16 protein-coding genes are annotated in these 15,608 nt (G+C 47.7%); all 16 read right to left on the bottom strand.

Features of this window, described 5'->3' with window-relative positions; translation table 11 throughout:
• Nucleotides 1–62: 62 nt before the first annotated feature.
• The 16 genes from cls to EKM92_RS01660 all read right to left on the bottom strand — a co-directional run bounded on the left by cls (nt 63) and on the right by EKM92_RS01660 (nt 15,483).
• Nucleotides 63–1,496 (bottom strand): cardiolipin synthase, encoded by a 1,434-nt coding sequence (gene cls, locus EKM92_RS01585; RefSeq protein ID WP_125707193.1) that lies wholly within the window; start codon nt 1,494–1,496, stop codon nt 63–65.
• A gap of 199 nt (nt 1,497–1,695) precedes the next feature.
• The gene (locus tag EKM92_RS01590; RefSeq protein ID WP_125707195.1) at nt 1,696–2,508 is read right to left on the bottom strand and encodes an amino acid ABC transporter substrate-binding protein; all 813 of its coding nucleotides are present in this window, start codon (nt 2,506–2,508) and stop codon (nt 1,696–1,698) included.
• Nucleotides 2,508–3,146 (bottom strand): amino acid ABC transporter ATP-binding protein, encoded by a 639-nt coding sequence (locus tag EKM92_RS01595; RefSeq protein WP_125707197.1) that lies wholly within the window; start codon nt 3,144–3,146, stop codon nt 2,508–2,510. Before EKM92_RS01595 ends, EKM92_RS01590 begins: the two co-directional genes overlap by 1 nt.
• 10 nt (nt 3,147–3,156) lie before the next feature.
• Nucleotides 3,157–3,813: an amino acid ABC transporter permease gene (locus EKM92_RS01600; protein WP_125707199.1), complete on the bottom strand. Its 657-nt coding sequence runs from the start codon at nt 3,811–3,813 to the stop codon at nt 3,157–3,159.
• Nucleotides 3,814–4,290: 477 nt separating this feature from the next.
• Nucleotides 4,291–5,085, bottom strand: a complete 795-nt coding sequence (gene minD / locus EKM92_RS01605) for a septum site-determining protein MinD (RefSeq protein WP_125707201.1) — start codon at nt 5,083–5,085, stop codon at nt 4,291–4,293.
• Nucleotides 5,086–5,742, bottom strand: coding sequence for a septum site-determining protein MinC (locus tag EKM92_RS01610; protein ID WP_164509857.1), 657 nt, complete (start codon nt 5,740–5,742; stop codon nt 5,086–5,088). It abuts the gene before it with no gap.
• Between the two features lie 63 nt (nt 5,743–5,805).
• Nucleotides 5,806–6,336 (bottom strand): rod shape-determining protein MreD, encoded by a 531-nt coding sequence (mreD, locus tag EKM92_RS01615; protein WP_125707205.1) that lies wholly within the window; start codon nt 6,334–6,336, stop codon nt 5,806–5,808.
• A gap of 575 nt (nt 6,337–6,911) precedes the next feature.
• The gene (mreC, locus tag EKM92_RS01620) at nt 6,912–7,772 is read right to left on the bottom strand and encodes a rod shape-determining protein MreC (protein ID WP_125707207.1); all 861 of its coding nucleotides are present in this window, start codon (nt 7,770–7,772) and stop codon (nt 6,912–6,914) included.
• Nucleotides 7,773–7,797: 25 nt separating this feature from the next.
• Complete coding sequence (locus EKM92_RS01625) at nt 7,798–8,802, bottom strand: rod shape-determining protein (protein ID WP_125707209.1); 1,005 nt, start codon at nt 8,800–8,802, stop codon at nt 7,798–7,800.
• Between the two features lie 105 nt (nt 8,803–8,907).
• The gene (gene radC, locus EKM92_RS01630; RefSeq protein ID WP_125707211.1) at nt 8,908–9,576 is read right to left on the bottom strand and encodes a RadC family protein; all 669 of its coding nucleotides are present in this window, start codon (nt 9,574–9,576) and stop codon (nt 8,908–8,910) included.
• Nucleotides 9,577–9,608: 32 nt separating this feature from the next.
• Nucleotides 9,609–10,238, bottom strand: a complete 630-nt coding sequence (locus tag EKM92_RS01635) for an HAD family hydrolase (RefSeq protein ID WP_125707213.1) — start codon at nt 10,236–10,238, stop codon at nt 9,609–9,611.
• Entirely contained in the window at nt 10,231–11,517 is a 1,287-nt protein-coding gene (locus tag EKM92_RS01640) for a bifunctional folylpolyglutamate synthase/dihydrofolate synthase (RefSeq protein WP_125707215.1), read from the bottom strand. The genes EKM92_RS01635 and EKM92_RS01640 overlap by 8 nt, the downstream gene beginning before the upstream one ends.
• 114 nt (nt 11,518–11,631) lie before the next feature.
• Nucleotides 11,632–12,996: a L,D-transpeptidase family protein gene (locus tag EKM92_RS01645; protein WP_125707217.1), complete on the bottom strand. Its 1,365-nt coding sequence runs from the start codon at nt 12,994–12,996 to the stop codon at nt 11,632–11,634.
• Nucleotides 12,997–13,234: 238 nt separating this feature from the next.
• Nucleotides 13,235–13,918 (bottom strand): ABC transporter ATP-binding protein, encoded by a 684-nt coding sequence (locus EKM92_RS01650; protein WP_125707219.1) that lies wholly within the window; start codon nt 13,916–13,918, stop codon nt 13,235–13,237.
• A 2-nt stretch (nt 13,919–13,920) separates the two neighbouring features.
• A complete protein-coding gene (locus tag EKM92_RS01655; protein ID WP_125707221.1) occupies nt 13,921–14,979 on the bottom strand; it encodes an ABC transporter permease in 1,059 nt (352 codons plus the stop codon).
• 15 nt (nt 14,980–14,994) lie between these two features.
• Entirely contained in the window at nt 14,995–15,483 is a 489-nt protein-coding gene (locus EKM92_RS01660; RefSeq protein WP_125707223.1) for a TetR/AcrR family transcriptional regulator, read from the bottom strand.
• Nucleotides 15,484–15,608: the final 125 nt, after the last annotated feature.

Consider the following 15,608-nt stretch of genomic DNA (forward strand, 5'->3'; position numbering starts at 1 on the left):
ATCATAACATGCGTAATGAATATATCCAAGTTTGAAGCCTTATCGAATCCGTTGGTGATATCTTACAAAATTGGTGCCAACAACCTCGCCCACTCAGAGGTCAACCGCGAGTGTCGCGAACGCTTGGTCACCGCCATCATGGTGTAAGGCGTTGCATTGATCAAATCCATTTGATACTGGCGCACGACTTGTTGCGCCAAGTTTGGGGCATAAATCACCGCCGCCTGTTCAAAATTCAATTTGAAACTGCGAATATCCATATTGGCCGTCCCAGTGGCTAAGATCCGCCCATCGATGATCACTGCTTTGGTGTGTAAAAATCCTGCTTCATAATAGAAGACTTTGCCACCACCGGCGACCACACGATCTAAGTAAAAACGACTCGCCGCTGCCATTAACGGTTGATTAGTGTGCCGTGGTACCATCACTTGGACATCGATGCCAGCGTTTGCCGCAATGATCAAGGCATCCAGTAAACTATCATCTGGGACAAAATAAGGCGATTGTACTAAAATGCTGGTTTTGGCTTGCGCAAACATCCGCAAGTACCCAAGTTTCAACGTTTCATGCGTTTGTTCAGGGCCGCTAGACACGACTTGCATGGTCACGTCGCCGTGATCATCAGGTTGTGGAAAGTATGCCGCTTGAAAATGGACTTTTTTAATTTTGGCAGTGGTGTTCCAATCCATGAAAAAGCGTGCCTGCATGACGGCCACAGCTTGGCCTTCAATTCGTAGTTCAAGGTCACGGGTGATTTGCCAACGCTTTTTGCTACGACCGAGGTCAAAGCCGCCTAAATATCCCACTTTGCCATCGATCACTAAGGCTTTGCGATGATTGCGGAAATTGATGCGAGGATTTGCCCGCGCTAATTTGGTGGCAAAGAATGCTTCGACAAGGCCACCTGCTTGCATCACCGGTTCCCAAAACTTGCGGTTCAAGCGATGGGAGCCAAACGCATCATACATCACGCGGACTTTGACCCCAGTGCGAGCCTTTTTTGCTAAAAGATCACGGATCTTCAACCCGATATCATCAGGTGCCAACGCATAAACTTCTAAATGGATATGATCTTGCGCCGCTTCAAGATCAGCAAAAATTGCTTTTAAGTAGGCTGCTTGCGTGAACAACAATTTGACATCATTCATGGTAGTGACTAGTGCGTTGTCACTTTTCAACAAACTACGCACCAGCTCTGGCACGCCGGCAAGTTCTTGTTGTCCGATCAAGTCTTGGCCGACAGCGATGGCTTCTTGTTGCGCAGCGACCATGTCATCGATCCCTAAACGTTTTTGGGTGGCTAAAGCTTCCAGTTTTTGATTCGAAAGTTTGCGGCCGAAGACCCAATAAAGCGCCAAGCCGATCACTGGTAGCAACAATAACACCAATAGCCAGGCCCAAGTTGCAGCAATATCGCGCGGTTGATAAAACACTGTGATCATTGCCAACGCCGCATTGATCACCACAATGATCGCGATCGTCCAAACTAGCCACATGCCCGAGCCCCCCTTTTTCTTCATCGTCGTCGTGCTAGTCAAAGCAACGCAGACACAGTTAGCTACGCACAACGAATCACGCCTAAACCCAGGCGCAATCCGTTGCGCTAGGCTAACTGATCTGCTAAACCCGCCTTGACTAGCACCGGGTACCAAAAAAGCGTCCCCGCTTTCGGTTACGCTTTTAAGTGTAGCATATTTACTTGGCATCGGCGCCAAACCACTTTTGTTTGAGTTTGGCCATGGTACCATTTTGCTCTAAGACTTTGAAACCTTGGTTGATCTTTGCTTGTAATTCGGTATCAGATTTCCGCATCCCAACGGCAAAGGCTTCAGAATCAAACCCTTTAGATTCCATGATCTTATAACTTGAAGGATCTGGTTGGTGTGCGACGTAATAGCGGGCATACACTTCATCCATAAAGATCCCTTGAATGCGACCAGAGTTGAGATCCAAGAAAGCATTGGTGAAGGAATCATACAACACTGGATCGCCTTTGATGTATTGTTTCAATAGTTTCGGATTTGCATCTAAAGCAGCGGCACCACTTGAACCAGTTTGAACGCCTAAGGTTTTGCCTTTCATATCCGCATAGGAGTTGACGTTATACTTGGTTTTGGTGACGAGCAATTGGTGGTTGACCAAGTAATCATCGGAGAAAGCGACTTTCTTGGCTCGTTCAGGGGTGGCAGAATACCCATTCCAAATCAAATCGATGGTTTGATTCTTAAGTTCGGTTTCCTTCATTGACCACTCGATCGGCTGGAAATCACATTTGACGCCGTAAAGTTTAAACACAGCTTTGGCTAAATCGATATCAAAACCTTTGAGTTGCCCATTTTTTTCACGGAAGCCCATTGGCACGAAAGAATCATCTAAGCCAATGACGACTTTCTTATCTTGTTTGATCCGCGGCCAGGAGTTGCTGGCGGTGCGCCTGGCACAACCGCTAGCGCCAACTGCGATCACCGCCACTGCGGCAACCAGGAGAAATTTCAACCAACGTTTCATTAACGCTCACCACCTAGCTTTTTGACTGTGAAGGTCGTGTCTGCCACTTCTTGGGCAAATTCCATATCATGAGTGACCACGACTTGGGTCATGCCTTGTGCTTTAAAGGCGTTGATCAAGTTCGCGACACTGTGACGTAAGTTCGGATCCAAGGCACTGGTGGGTTCGTCGTATAACAAGATCTCAGGCTTCAAGGCTAACGCCCGGGCAATGGCGATCCGCTGCTTTTGACCCCCTGATAAAGAGAAAGGATAAGCATCTGCTTGATCAGGTAAATCAAGTTGTTCGAGTAAGTCGCGAGCGCGTTTGTCAGCTTCTTCGACAGAAACACCTTGAAGCGTTGGGGCTAAGGTGATGTTTTTCAGCACCGTCATGTTCGGGAATAATTCAAAACCTTGGAACACAACGCCGATGACGCCATCTTTGCGTAATTGTTGCGGGGTCGTCGCTTTGCCTTGCCAAGTGAATTCCCCAGCATCTGCAGCTGAAAGCCCTGCAATGATCCGCAACAGCGTGGTTTTACCAGCACCTGAAGGCCCAACGATCGCTAAGGTTTTGTGATTTTCAATGGTCAAATCGATGTCCGCCAGTACAGCTTGATTATTAAATGATTTGGCAATATTTTTCAGTTCTAACATAAGCGGCCTCCTAGCGGTAATAAGAGAAGGACTTTTCGACCTTCTTTTGTGCCCAAGTTAACAATGCAGTCATGATCAAGTAAATCGCCCCAACTAAGACTAATGGGACTAAGGTAACATCACGCGCAGTTGCGACGTTACCGGCACGAAGCAAGTCGCCTAAGCCAATGACGTAAACCAAACTGGAATCTTTGACCAAGTTGATGATTTCATTCCCCATCGATGGTAAAACGATTTTCAAGACTTGTGGGATCACCACGTAACGCAAGGTTTGCCAACGGGTTAAGTTCAACACTGTTGCGGCTTCGAACTGACCTTCTTCGATCGCCCCAAAGCCCCCGCGGAAGATTTCGGCAAAGTAAGCGGCGTAGTTCAAAATGAAAGCAAAAATTGCAGCGTTGAACCGGTCAAACACGATGCCGATCAAAGGTAAACCGTAGAAGACGAAGATCAACTGTAGCAATAATGGGGTCCCACGGAATAACCACACATAAGCAGTTAAGAACCAATTGATCAACTTGCCAAGAATGTTTTTGGCTTTGTTCATCAACCCTACGGATAACAACATCCCCAATGGAATGGAGCCGATCAATGTGAGAAAGAAGACGCCAAGCGTCAATTTCATCCCTGATAATAATGCCGGTAAAATTTCTAATACATATTTCATGTCACTGCCTCCTTGGCTTTTTGTCGAAAATAAAAAACGCCCACTCATACGAATACTCGTACGAGAGGACGCTGAACGCGTGGTGCCACCTCACTTCGCTTGCGCTTCACAACGCAAACCTCGTGTGGTTGAAAAACATTTTCGAGGAACAAAAAAAGTCCTCAAACAGCCAAAGCTGTTTGAGGACGACTTGAATGCCGCGGTGCCACCTCATGTTCGCCCATGAATCACTTCACGAGCCTCATTGTGTTTTTCAACCACGGCGATAACGAGCCAACCGGCATCGCCTACTGATTTCAGCGGTGCACTCGTGGATGTGAGGTCATGCGGTGACGGCTTGGCTTTCACCTTTCCAAGCTCGCTTAACGTCATCACGCAAAACCAGTTCCACTCAACGCATTGATTTATTATGTGACTAACATTAATCAACTTTTAATGTTTTGTCAAGCTTTTGGCGGAAAACTTTTCACAAAGATTTTAGCCGCGGTGGAATAACCGTTGCCAAAAGCCGACTTTCTTTTGTTCCAGCTTCATCAACGGCACTGATTCTCCCATCAAACGCCGAGCGATGTTGCGATAGCCTTTAGACGCTAAATTGTCAGGATCCATCACCACGGTATCGCCTTTGTTGGAAGTGGCGATCACATCATCATCATCGATAATGATCCCTAGCAAATCGATGCCTAGATGTTGGGTGATTTCATCAACGTCCATCGCGCGACCATCATCCATCATTTTTAAGCGAATGCGGTTGATCACCAAACGTGGTGGATACACCATATCGCGTTGTTCCAGCAAGCCGACCACGCGATCGGCGTCAGAAACCGCTGAAATCTCAGGGGTGGTGACCACGATGGCCCCATCGGCACCTTCAACCGCATTACGGAAGCCTTGTTCGATCCCTGCAGGTGAATCCAAAATAATAAAGTCGAATTCATCACGTAATTGCGCCACGATGTCTTTGACTTGTTCTGGTTCTAAAGCATCTTTTTCCGCATTTTGAGCGGCAGGCAACACATATAACAAATCATCAAAACGTTTGTCTTTGATCAACGCTTGATGCAATTTTGCCCGACCAGTGGTGACATCGACGATATCATAAATAATGCGGTTGGATAAACCTAACACGACATCCAAGTTCCGCAAGCCGATATCAAGATCCAATAACACCACGCGCTTGCCTTGTAATGCCAGCGCCGTACCGATGTTGGCACTGGTGGTGGTTTTACCGACCCCGCCTTTACCTGAGGTGACAACTAATGCTGTTCCCAATTACAAGTCCTCCAGTTTCCGGAAAAGTTTCGGCCGCATCTTCGATAAGTCGGCGACGTGTCCGTGTTCCAAAATATGTAGATCGTTGATATATGACAAGGTATCTGCTGAATAATCATTTTTGTCAATGATCTCAACAGTGTCGGCGATGCGAATTTGTCCAGCATGGCTGATGTCACCGGCGATCACGGCACTGGTATCGCCAGCCGCGCCAGCGATCAGTAACCCTTCCACGTGACCTAAAACGAAAATGCTCCCTGTCGCTTTTAACGTGCCAGAAACATGCAAGGTACCGACAAACACCACGTCACCATGGAACTCTAAGCTTTGGCCAGAGCGCACGATCCCACCAACGATATGCGTTGCTTGCGCCAATAACTTCGCTTTGAAGGCGCTGGGGTCTTCAACATTGGCGGTCAACGACTTGATCTCAAAGCGTCCAAAGCGATCAAATAGGCGCTGGATCTGGGTTTGTTGATCAGCAGTTAACAAGCGATTGCCTGATAACAACTTGAATTCAACATTCCCTTCTGGCGCATCGCTGGCTAATTTTTGCAATAAGGCGTCAAGGTCTGTCAAAATGGCATCCCATGCGGCAGTATCGGTTAATTGTAACTCGAAACCGTCTTTGCGCCCTTTTAGAATCACTGCATCCACGCTCTCACCTCTCATAGGGTCTCCCCCGCTACTAAAACACCACCGGCAAGCCGGTGGCGTTCACTAACTTCTCTTTAAGTTTATCAATAATCGGCTCAAAGGCAAATACACAATCGCAAACCCGACTAAATTTACCAATAAACTTGGCCCCATGTGCACTGAGATCAACGTCGAGAAGTTCGTGGTCCCATAGCCGATAAATTCATTCATTAAATTATCAGCGACACAAAAAATCGTCACGGCGATCACCACTAACGCGCCGACAAATAATGGCGACTTGGGAATAAACTGCCGCAGTTGCATCGCAATGTAGACGATCAATGGCCAAATCAACGCGTTGATCCCAATGATCCCAGTATAAACCATGTCAAACAGCAAGCCAAAGGCCACTGCATACCACACGATATATTGTTCATCTGGCAAAAAGATCACGATCATCAACAACGTGATCAAGGTCAACTCTGGGATCCCAGAAAATTGTGCGGTCATGATCCACTGGCCGAGCACTAAGCTTAAGACGCCGTCAAGTAGTAGTGCTACTAGTAGCATCAATAACACCCAGCCATGGCCAGTAAAAGGACGCTTCGTTTGCATAGTTCCTCCTAAAAATCGAACAGATTACCAATCGGTTCGAAAATCTATGGGCTCCGACGATTTGGCGACACGAAGGCGTTTTGGACCAGTTGCCAGTGCGGCCGTCTGCAGAAATCGGCAAAGCACGCCGATGTTCTTTCACTACCACAGGCAATTGTCCAGTTCACCTACGTTCTGCCAAATCATTTCCGCCCACAGCTTTTCTTGATTGGTGTACCAATCATACAAATCAACCCGTAGACGCTGTGACGTCGTTCATCAAACTAACCATGACATTGACTTCCGTATCACAAGTCGTAGCCATCAGGTGACTGCAGGCTAGCGCAGTGGAAGTGATTTGAAGTTGGGACGGAAGCTGGCCGCCGCTACATCGTGAGCTTCTCGTAAGCGACATGTCGCTTACGGAAAGCCGCAGGTGGAGATCCACTTGGCGGTGAGCGTAGCGAAACGTCCAAGTTAGCTCCGATTCGGACCCTCACGATGTAGCGGCAAGCCAGCTGGAGTCCCAATTTCAAATCACTGGAACAGCATTAAACACAAAAACCGGGACGCACAAGTCGCAGTCCCGGTCCATGTTAGTTGCTGGCGATCGTGCGTGCGATCACTGTGACAACACTTAAGTCATCAAGGTTGGCAGCTGGCTTCAAGTAAACAGTGTTGGCTAAGCCGTAATCATCTTTTTTGATGGTTTCGACAGTCCCTAACAACAGTCCTTTAGGCGTGGCACCACCAAGCCCTGAGGTGACCACTTGCTGGCCTTTTTTGATATTTTTTTCAGTATTGAGCTGACCTAAGATCAAATAGCCGGTTTTGGCTTGGTAGCCAGTGATCACACCATTGATCGTGTCACCGCTTGCTGTGGTGATTTGCGCGGCAAAATGATCTGCCGCTTTGTTATCCGTGGAAAGGATCTCAACTTTGGCATTGGTTTTGTTGACTTCAACAACGCGGCCAACCACCCCAGACCCTGACATTACTGGCATATTTTTCTTGACGCCAGCGCCAGAGCCTTTGTTGATGGTAACCATGTTGCGCCAGTCGCTAGGACTGCGTAACATCACTGAGGCGTTGATTTGATCATAATCTGTCAACGTGCCATCGAGTTTGAGTTGCTTTTTCAAGGCTTTATTTTCAGTGCGTAAGGTTTGGTTTTGGACCTTAGTTTGGGCGAGGTCTTCAATTTGAGCTTTCAGCGATTTATTTTCACTGTAAGCATTCATCAAATCAGAAATATCATCCAAACCACCTTTGACCCACTGCGCAGGCGCTGAAACGATCCGCGCGCCAATGCCCACCACGTCGTTGCCGACTTGCTGGATCACTGGTGGCGTACTTTTCTTATCGCGCACTGCCACTGAAAAAGAGATCATGCCCAAACTCAGCAAAATCGCGACCATGACCACGATCAGTTTTTTATTTGAGAAGAACTTGTTCATGTCACACTCGCTCTCATTCTACGGCTTAGTGTTTCTTCAAAACCTCAATGTTTTTCAGCGATTCGCCAGTCCCAATGGCAACACAGTCCAATGGGTCTTGGGCGATGAACACTGGCACTTGCGCAGCATCAGAGATCACTTCAGACAAGTGCTTCAACAAGGCACCGCCGCCAGTCAACACGATACCGTGGTCGATGACATCGGCTGCGATTTCCGGGCTGGTTTCTTCTAAAGTTTCCTTAACGGCATCAATGATGGCAAGTACTGCTTCGTTAATGGCGTTGGCAATGTCAACGGCAGTGACTTCAACGGTCTTTGGCAAGCCAGTCAACAAGTCACGGCCACGAATGGTCATGCCGTCGATTTCTTTGGCCCGTTCGATCGAGGCTGAACCGATTTCCATTTTAATATCTTCAGCGGTGCGTTCACCGATCAATAAGTTATATTGTTGGCGAACATAAGAGATCACGGCTTCATCCATTTTGTCACCAGCCATGCGAATAGAGCGACTGGAGACAATGCCACCTAAGGAAATCGTGGCAACATCCGTGGTCCCACCGCCGATATCAACTACCATGGAACCAGTTGGATCCATGACTGGCAAGCCTGCACCGATAGCAGCGGCGTAAGGTTCTTCAATAACGAAGGCTTCTTTAGCGCCGGCAACTTTGGCAGCGTCGATGACAGCGCGCTTTTCAACTTCAGTGACGCCGCTTGGGACACAGATCATCACTTCTGGATGGGCGCCATTGCCACCGAGGGCTTTTTCCATGAAATACTTCAGCATCGCAGCGGTCGTGTCGTAATCAGCGATCACGCCGTCTTTCATTGGGCGGATCGCGGTCACGTTCGCCGGGGTGCGGCCGATCATGGCCCGGGCTTCTTCACCTACAGCGATAATTTCGCCAGATTGGGTGTTTTTGGCAACAACAGAAGGTTCGTGTAAAACGATGCCTTTGCCGTCGACATAAACTAAGGTGTTAGCAGTGCCGAGATCGATCCCGATATTTTTAGCTCCTAATCCAAACAAGATGTTCTCTCCTTCAACGCGTTTCTGTAATGTGGTCTAACAGATTATAGCACAACTTCCATTCCCACTGCTGTGATCAGCCGGCAAATTCGCACAGTTAAGGGATTATTTGAAAAAATTTAACCCTTGGTGGTGGCTTGCAAACGAATAATAATCATGTGCCCCAATGATCACGTGATCTAACACAGATACCCCGATCAACTCGCCGACTTGGACAAACCGCGCCGTCACGTCGATATCTGCTTGACTCGGGAGGACATGTCCACTGGGATGGTTATGCACTAAAATCAAACTTGCGGCATGCACTTTTAATGCTTGACTGAACACCACTCGCGGCTCGGCGTCTGCTTGCGTCAATCCACCCACTGCGACCGGCATTTCTTGAATCAACTTTAACTGAGTGTCCAGCAAAAAAGCCAACACATGCTCTTGGGGACTGGCACCAAGGCGGGGCATCAACTCTTCAGCTAAGCTTTCAACTGATAACACTTCACCATAACGTTTGGTACTTTGTTCCATCACCCGCCGACCAAATTCGATCGCCGCTAACAACCCTGCTGCTTTACTTAAACCGATGCCGGCAAAGGTCATCAACAACTCCGCATCCACGGCATTCAACCCGCGAAAATCTGGAAAACGCCCTTGCAGTTCAGCAACGGTTTGTGCCATTGTGGTGCCTTTGCTGCCGTTACGCAACAAGACACGATAAAGTTCCGCATCACTTAACGCACTGGCACCGTTTTTGACAATTCGTTCATATAGATCAGGTTTCATTGTATTTCCCCCTCACTATATAAATACGCAATTTAGGCGCAAAACATTTTTTTCAATTCGATTAAATTTTCGACTTGAGCGTCTGCCAGGTCGCTTTGTGGTGCCAGATCTTGCACTTGAACACATTGAATGCCTGCAGCAACAGCAGCTTGGACGCCTACTGGACTATCCTCGACGGCTAACACTTGCGGCGGCGTCAGTTGCAGCTGTTTCAGTGCTTCCAGATATAAATCAGGTGCCGGCTTTGCGGCACCAGCAACACCTGTGATCACGACGGCAAACATTTTCGACCATCCTGTATTTTGAAGCATTCGCTTGGTGTAGTCAGCGGCGGATGTGGTCACGATCGCCAAGGTGACGCCTCGAGCTTTCAAGTGCTGCAAGCATAAATTTGCACCAGGTTGCGCAAGACTGGTGGCTTGGGCGATGCGTTGATCAACGAGCTTTTGCGTCAATTGAATAAATTGCGTTTGTTGGGCGGGCTTGATGAGGCAGTCGAGTGCAGTTTGGAAGGCATCATCACTGATCCCCACTAGCGGCAAAAAATCACTTGTCTGCAAGCGATAGCCTAATTGTTGGGCTGCTTTAACGTTTGCTTGAACATACAACCGCTCAGAGTTCACCAACGTGCCATCCAGGTCAAAGCACACCGCCTTAATCATTACCAGTACCTATCAGTGCTTGTCTAACTGCTGATACCAAATACAACGAACCGGTGATGATCAAAGGTTCTTCACTATGTTCTTGCGTGTAGGCTGCCAGTGCTTGTTGCCACGAGTCAAAGTGCGTGACGTTGTCAGGGTAATCGCCGACTTTTGTTGCCCGCGGCGTATCTGGCACTGGCACCAGCCACAAACGATGGTCGCGACCTGATAACGCTGAAATCATCGTTTCCACGGCTTTATCTTTTAACACGCCAGCGATGATCGTCACTGGTTGTTGACCAAACAATCGATCAAGGGTTTTCACTAAGCCGTGAATACCTTGAGGATTGTGGGCGCCATCGAGAATGATCAACGGTTGATCAGAAATTTTCTCCATCCGACCAGGCCAAACGCTGGCTTTGACGCCTTTGGTGATCTCGCGGTCGCTCAATGGCCAGTCAACGGCTTGCGCATAAGTTTTCGCAGCGGTGATCGCCACTGCCATATTGGCAGGTTGATAACTCCCGACTAACGGCATCGTCAACTGCCGCATCCGATCATTCGTGCTGTCATAGTCAAAATGCATCCCCCAGTCAAAAATGGTTGGGTGCTTGGCGGAAAAATCTTCACCATATTGCAACCACTTGCTGTGCATCGCCGCCACGCGATCAGCGATCACGACTTGCGCTTCTGCTGGTAAAATGCCGGTCACTACCGGGACATTTGGTTTAATGATCCCGGCTTTATGTCCAGCAATACTAGTCAACGTGTTGCCTAACAATGCTTGATGATCCATGCCGACGCTGGTGATCACCGCAACTTTGGGCATGATGACATTTGTAGAGTCTTCACGTCCACCGATCCCGACTTCGATCACCGCGACATCCACTTGTTCTGCTTTGAAATACGCAAGTGCCAGTGCCGTGATAAATTCAAATTCTGTTACCACAAACCCAGGACGCTGGGTTTGCAGATCTTGCAAGACTTGTGCCCCATGCGTGGTCAGGGCCGCAAGACGCTCATCTTCAATATCATGATGATCGATCCGCAACCGTTCGTTGAACCGCATAATAAAAGGCGAAGTAAACAGCCCCACGGTTAACCCGCTGGCTTCTAAAATATGGCTGATGGCATTGGCAACAGATCCTTTGCCGTTAGTCCCGGTGACATGAATATAGTTTTGATCTTGTTGCGGGTTACCCATCGCTTCAAGCAACGCTGTGATGCGATTCAAACTACCATCTTTAGCAAGCCGGGGTAAGTGGTGAATATAGGAAACGCTGGTTTGATAATCCAAAAACCTGACCTCCGAACATTTTGATAATGGCCTTAGTATACCGCAGACTGCCAACAGGAGAAATTTCCGCGCAAACAAAAAAGAGCAAGACTTCAATAGTCTTGCCCTTTGGTGTTAAAAGACGATCACAGGTGTCCCCAGTGGCACCGCGTCGTATAGTTTCGCCATAAAGGCGACTGGGTTGTTCACACAACCGTGAGAGCCGTGTTGTTTGTACCAATCGCCACCGAATTTCGGTTGCCATGGGGCATCATGTAAGCCAACGCCGGTGTAATCGATCGGCATCCAATAAGATACCTTCGACGCGTAATTAGAACCATCGTCGTTTTTCCCAGTTAAGGTTTTATCGCGATTTTTGGCCCAAACGAAATCGACACCTTTAGGGGTATCTTGGCCAGGTTTACCGGTGACGACATCAGAGTCAAGCACCAGCTTGCCATTTTGATAGAAGTACTCATGTTGGTTTTGGACGTCAACTTCGACATAAGTGCTACCGATATCAGTGCCATCGCTATGGTAGCCGGAGCCTTCGTAAGACACTTCTTTGGTGAAGTCTTGGCCTTTTTTGATTTCAGCAACTAAGTTCTTGGCTGTCGCCGTTTGTAAAATAGTCCACCCATAAGTCCCTGCTGGCACTGTGACGGTACCACGTTTCGTTGACTTGAAGGTGCGCGTCTTACCGTAAGTGTTGTAAGTGTTAGCCAGTTCTGCGGTATAAGCTTCCACTTTGGCCAGATCCACTTGCACGCCGTTATCATAACTCAACCAACTTTGTAATTTATCGGTTGGGATCGTGATCAACTGGTTGGTGATCTTCACTTGCGCTTTGATGCTGGCAATTTTAGATAATTCCGTGGCCGCCTTTTTCAAGCTGTCGGAATCAGAAGTGACTTTCGGTTGGGTATAGGTGCTGGTGACATCAACTTTGGTTTTGTCGGTGGACACCGCTTTGGTCACTGCTGTTGCCAATTTTGTTGCGTCAATTTGATTACCAGCTTGTTCTTTTTGCACCACATATTTGCCACTTTGGGCAACCACTTTGGCATCAACTGGTGCTTTGCGCGTTTGGTTGAGCTTCGCGGTGATTTGCTTAGTGGTGTTGACTAAAGTGGTGTTGCCATTGGTCAAGGTCGCTTTATCTTGGCTTTGGGCCAACACAGTTGCAGACATGGCCCAAGGGTTTTGCTTTTTAAGCAACTGGGTCAAGGTTTGGGTAAAGTTTTGCTTCAACCCTAACTCAGTGCCAGAAGCCGTGGCAACTGTTTGATTTTGATCAACAAACTTCAATGAGGTATTGGTAAAATGCTTTCGCAACGTCTTGTTCGCTTGGGTCACTGTCTGGTTGCCGACATCTACGCCAAGCACTTGGGTTTTTGGTAGAAACCGGTTTTGGTAATGATGCGAACGCATTGCGTAGCCACCAAAGGCTAATAATGCGATCACCACCACACTGCCGATCCAGACACGTTTGTTCTTCATGGATGATTCACTCCTTGACTGCAAATCCAATGCAACAAAAATTCGCAGTAATTATATCACACCTAAAGCCTAGACCTAGAATGTGAAGTTTTGACGAACACTGCAGAATTTTAAGCGGTTGCGAGACCATAGGATCAGCTTTTGACCTAGGCGCATGCAGTTGTCATCCATATAATACAATTGTTTCAGTTAAATGACAATTGTTGCGCGGCGATTCTCATCAATTACCAACAAAAAGTTAGTCGATCGCCTTTGCTTCACTTAAGCGCCCGTCGACCATGTCGTACACATGATCTGCCAATGGCCGCAACCGCACATCATGGGTCACGATCACCACGGCTTTTTGACGATCATGAGCTAAGTGTTGTAACAGTTCACCAACTTGCATGACCCGGGTCGAATCAAGCGCTGCTGTTGGTTCATCAGCAAGTACCACTGCAGGATCTGGATACAACGCCCGCGCGATCGCCACACGTTGTTGTTGCCCACCAGAAAGCGAACCAGGATAGGCATTAACAAATGGCGTTAAGCCGAGCTCTTCTAACAATTGGGCCAGTGCCGCTTGGCTTAGGTTACCAGTTTTTTTCACTTGGTCAACTAACTTAAATTGTTCTTTTACGGTGAGAAATGGCAACAAGTGGTAAGCCTGTAAGACAAAACCTAAGTGATTGAGACGCAATTGTTCTTTTTGTTTGGCAGAGGCTTTCCCTAATTCAACGCCTGCCACTTGCACACTGCCGTTTGTCGGCGTCAGCAAACCGCCAGCGATCGTCAACAAGGTACTTTTGCCGCTGCCAGAAGGCCCTAAAATCAAGCTCAGTTCGCCAGCTTTGGCTTCAAAATTCACATCATGTAACACTTGGACGCGACTAGCGCCTGTGCCGAAGAATTGATCGACATGTTCAATTTTTAATGCTTGCATCATTAGCCTCCGATCACGCTGACAGGGTCAACTTTCAAAATACTGCGCACTGGGATCACCGCGCCGAGCATCGCAATGATGACGAGTGCTAACGCTACAGCCCCTAAAATGGGAACGTCAAAGGCCATCGGCACCGCACTTGGCATCGCCATAGCCGTTGCGACAGTTAAGATCACCCCGATCACAAGCCCTGAGATCACCATTAAAAAGGCTTGGCTCAAGGTGCTTTTGACTAAAACAGACCCAGGGATGCCTTGTGCGCGCAACACCGCGTAGTTTTGTTGTTTTTGCATGGTCAAAATATATAAGAACACCGCAATGACGATCAACGAAATCACCATCAAAAAGCCGATCATCATTTCAAAAGTCATATTTTGGGCAGAATATCCTGGTAACTTTTGAACAAAGGCATTTTTGTCGTAAGTATGTAAGGCTGAATTGCCGGCTTTCGGCGTTGTTTTCGTGGAGACGATCGCACTGGCGATCATGGTCGTCGGCACATTTTTCAAAGTGGCCCAAGCAGATAAACGTCCGTATACCACTGGGGCAACACTCATTTTCGCATTGTGGGTGAAGCCGACGATTTTATAAGCATGGTCATTGCCATTGAGTTTGAACGTATCGCCGAGCTTGTAGCCAGATTCTTTAAAGGCATCATCGACGACTAATTGATAACGGCTCTTTGCCAAGTGGCCGCTAGTCAAGGTGATGTTTTTGGCCACAAATTGACTGTTATCAAGGCCGATAAAAGTGCCTGACACTTGGTCATGGCCGGACTTTTTGGCCACGATCGGAGCTTGGGCGATGTAAGCTTGCGACTTTGGCAAGGTTTTTGGCGCTTGGGATTTTTGGATCAACGATTGCGATAAGCTGATGTCGGCATCTTTGTTCATAATGATACTTTGCATGCCCCATGAATTGATCGCATCCGTGTTTTGTTGCGCGAGGCCTAATGCCAAGCTGGTGAGAATGAAAATTAAATAGCTGATCAACACGATCATGGCAATGATCAAGCTGTAACGCAATTTTTCTTTGCGCATTTCTTTTAACGCCAAAAACATAAAATTTCCCCTTTATTAGTCAGACAATTTGGCCAATGCCTGTTTCAAATTCGCCAAATGCTGACTTTGATGTGCTGGATCGATCAACGCGAGTCGAATGGTTTCATGGCATAACGTCATTTGCGCCCACGCGACTGATGACAAGTTGGTTGTTGGTTGGTGACTCGGTAACATCGCGGCGTTATGCGCATAATGTTGCCGCAACAAGTCGTGATACTGCGAATCGACGACGCCAGTGATAAAATCGGCAGTCGCTTGATACATATCGCCTGAACGAGGCACATGCTGATGCACCACTGCCATCACCTGGCCGAACAAATACAAATAGGCATCTTCTAAATCAGAAAAATAATGATAAAACGCGCCGCGCGCGATCCCAGCATCCTTCACGATCCGAGCAACTTGCGCCGTTGCCAGTGAATGGTCAGAGAATTCTTTCAGCAGCGCCGCTTCAACGCGGTTTTGCTTTGGTTGCGGGAGATTTTGATACATTGTGGAAACCATGGTTTTTCCCCTTTTGTGTAAAATGACACCGTGTCAACAAAATTCAGTATACCGTTTGTTGACACAGTGTCAATAGATTGTTATCAATTTAGTTATATTCATTTCGTTTTTACACGATTGATTTA

Source organism: Lacticaseibacillus porcinae (assembly GCF_003946305.1).
GTDB classification, from domain to species: Bacteria; Bacillota; Bacilli; order Lactobacillales; family Lactobacillaceae; genus Lacticaseibacillus; species Lacticaseibacillus porcinae.